This is a genomic window from Microvirga sp. P4_G7 (assembly GCF_056401005.1).
In genome coordinates, this window is record NZ_JBFUKD010000817.1 from 1 (window position 1) to 1,441 (window position 1,441).

Consider the following 1,441-nt stretch of genomic DNA (forward strand, 5'->3'; position numbering starts at 1 on the left):
ACATCGATCGATGTCCTGTGGAGTGGATGGGTTGCAAAGATGGTGATGGCAGCGATCTTCAGCCCCATGGCCGGTCTCTATCTTCGCCACGTGGCGCGTCATCCGATGCAGACCTCAAAGCGGCCTCTCGGCGATATCTTCAGCGCCCTCACCTACCGGGAGCGTTACGAGGATCTATTGCAGAACATCGGCCGGGATCGACTGACCGGCGTCTTCGATCGCGGTCACCTGGAATCCAATGGTGCCGCAATCGTCGAGCGCGCCGTGCGGGACGGTCGATCGATCAGCCTGATCCTCATCGATCTCGACAACTTCAAGGACATCAACGACCGTCACGGCCATCGCTGTGGCGATGTCGTGCTGCGGTTTGCCGCCCAGCAGATCACGATGAGGATCCGCGACATCGACTTTCTCTTCCGATACGGAGGCGATGAATTCGTTCTCCTCTGTCCCGGCATGCCCCAAGGGGGCGCAGAGAGTCTCGCGGAGCAGATCCGATCCCAGTTGGTCGAGACCGTCATCCCCGAAATCGGCCAGTCGATCACGGTGTCCATCGGCACGGCCAGCGAAGGGATCAATGGTGCGACGCTCGAAGCCCTGTTCGAGGTAGCCGACAAGCAGCTGTATGCCGCGAAGAAGGCCGGACGGAACCGCGTCTTCAACGGCGCCGCATCGTGATGCGGAACGCCGCCGTCAAGCGTCATCCGCCCGTCATGGGAATGAAGCAATACCACCGTTGATCTCAACAATGGTGGGGCTTCCATGCGCGCGTCTCTCACTTGTCTTTCACTTGCAACCACACTCCTTTGCGGCACGGCTCTGAGCGCCTCCGCGGCGGAATATTTCGATCGGATCGCGAGTTTCCCGATCACGACCAATCTTCCGGACAACACCGACAAGAGCGGCACCACGGTCGCGGAGATCATTTCCGCCAGCGCTGACGGCAATCTGCTGGTCTACACGGATAGCCCACGCAAGGCGGTCGGCTTCATCGACATCAGCGACGCGAGCCAGCCAAAGCCCGGCGGCCTCGTCGCCGTCGGCGGCGAACCGACATCGGTGACCGTCCTCGGCGGACAGGCCCTCATTGCGGTCAACACGTCGGAAAGCTTCACGAAGCCGAGCGGCAAGTTGGTCTTCATGGACCTCGCCACGAAGACGATCAGCCGCGAGTGCATCCTCCCCGGCCAGCCGGATTCCGTCGCCGTGGGCGCCGGTGTTCTTGCCATCGCCATCGAGAACGAACGCGATGAACAGATCAACGAAGGGGCCCTTCCGCAATTGCCCGCCGGCATGTTGGTCACAGCCCGCCTGACCGGCAACGCCCTCGAATGCGCCGCACTCAAGACCACCGACATGACCGGCCTCGCATCCGTCGCCGGCGACGACCCGGAGCCGGAATTTGTGGACGTGTCGAGCGATGGAAAGATCGTTCTCACCC

General features: G+C 61.8%; 1 protein-coding gene and 1 pseudogene. Both read left to right on the forward strand.

Features of this window, described 5'->3' with window-relative positions:
- The coding region (locus AC1DT3_RS20960; protein ID WP_477467126.1) for a GGDEF domain-containing protein at positions 1-678 on the forward strand (678 nt) is incomplete at its 5' end.
- A gap of 84 nt (positions 679-762) precedes the next feature.
- Positions 763-1,441, forward strand: a pseudogene (locus AC1DT3_RS20965) (esterase-like activity of phytase family protein); the annotation flags it as partial.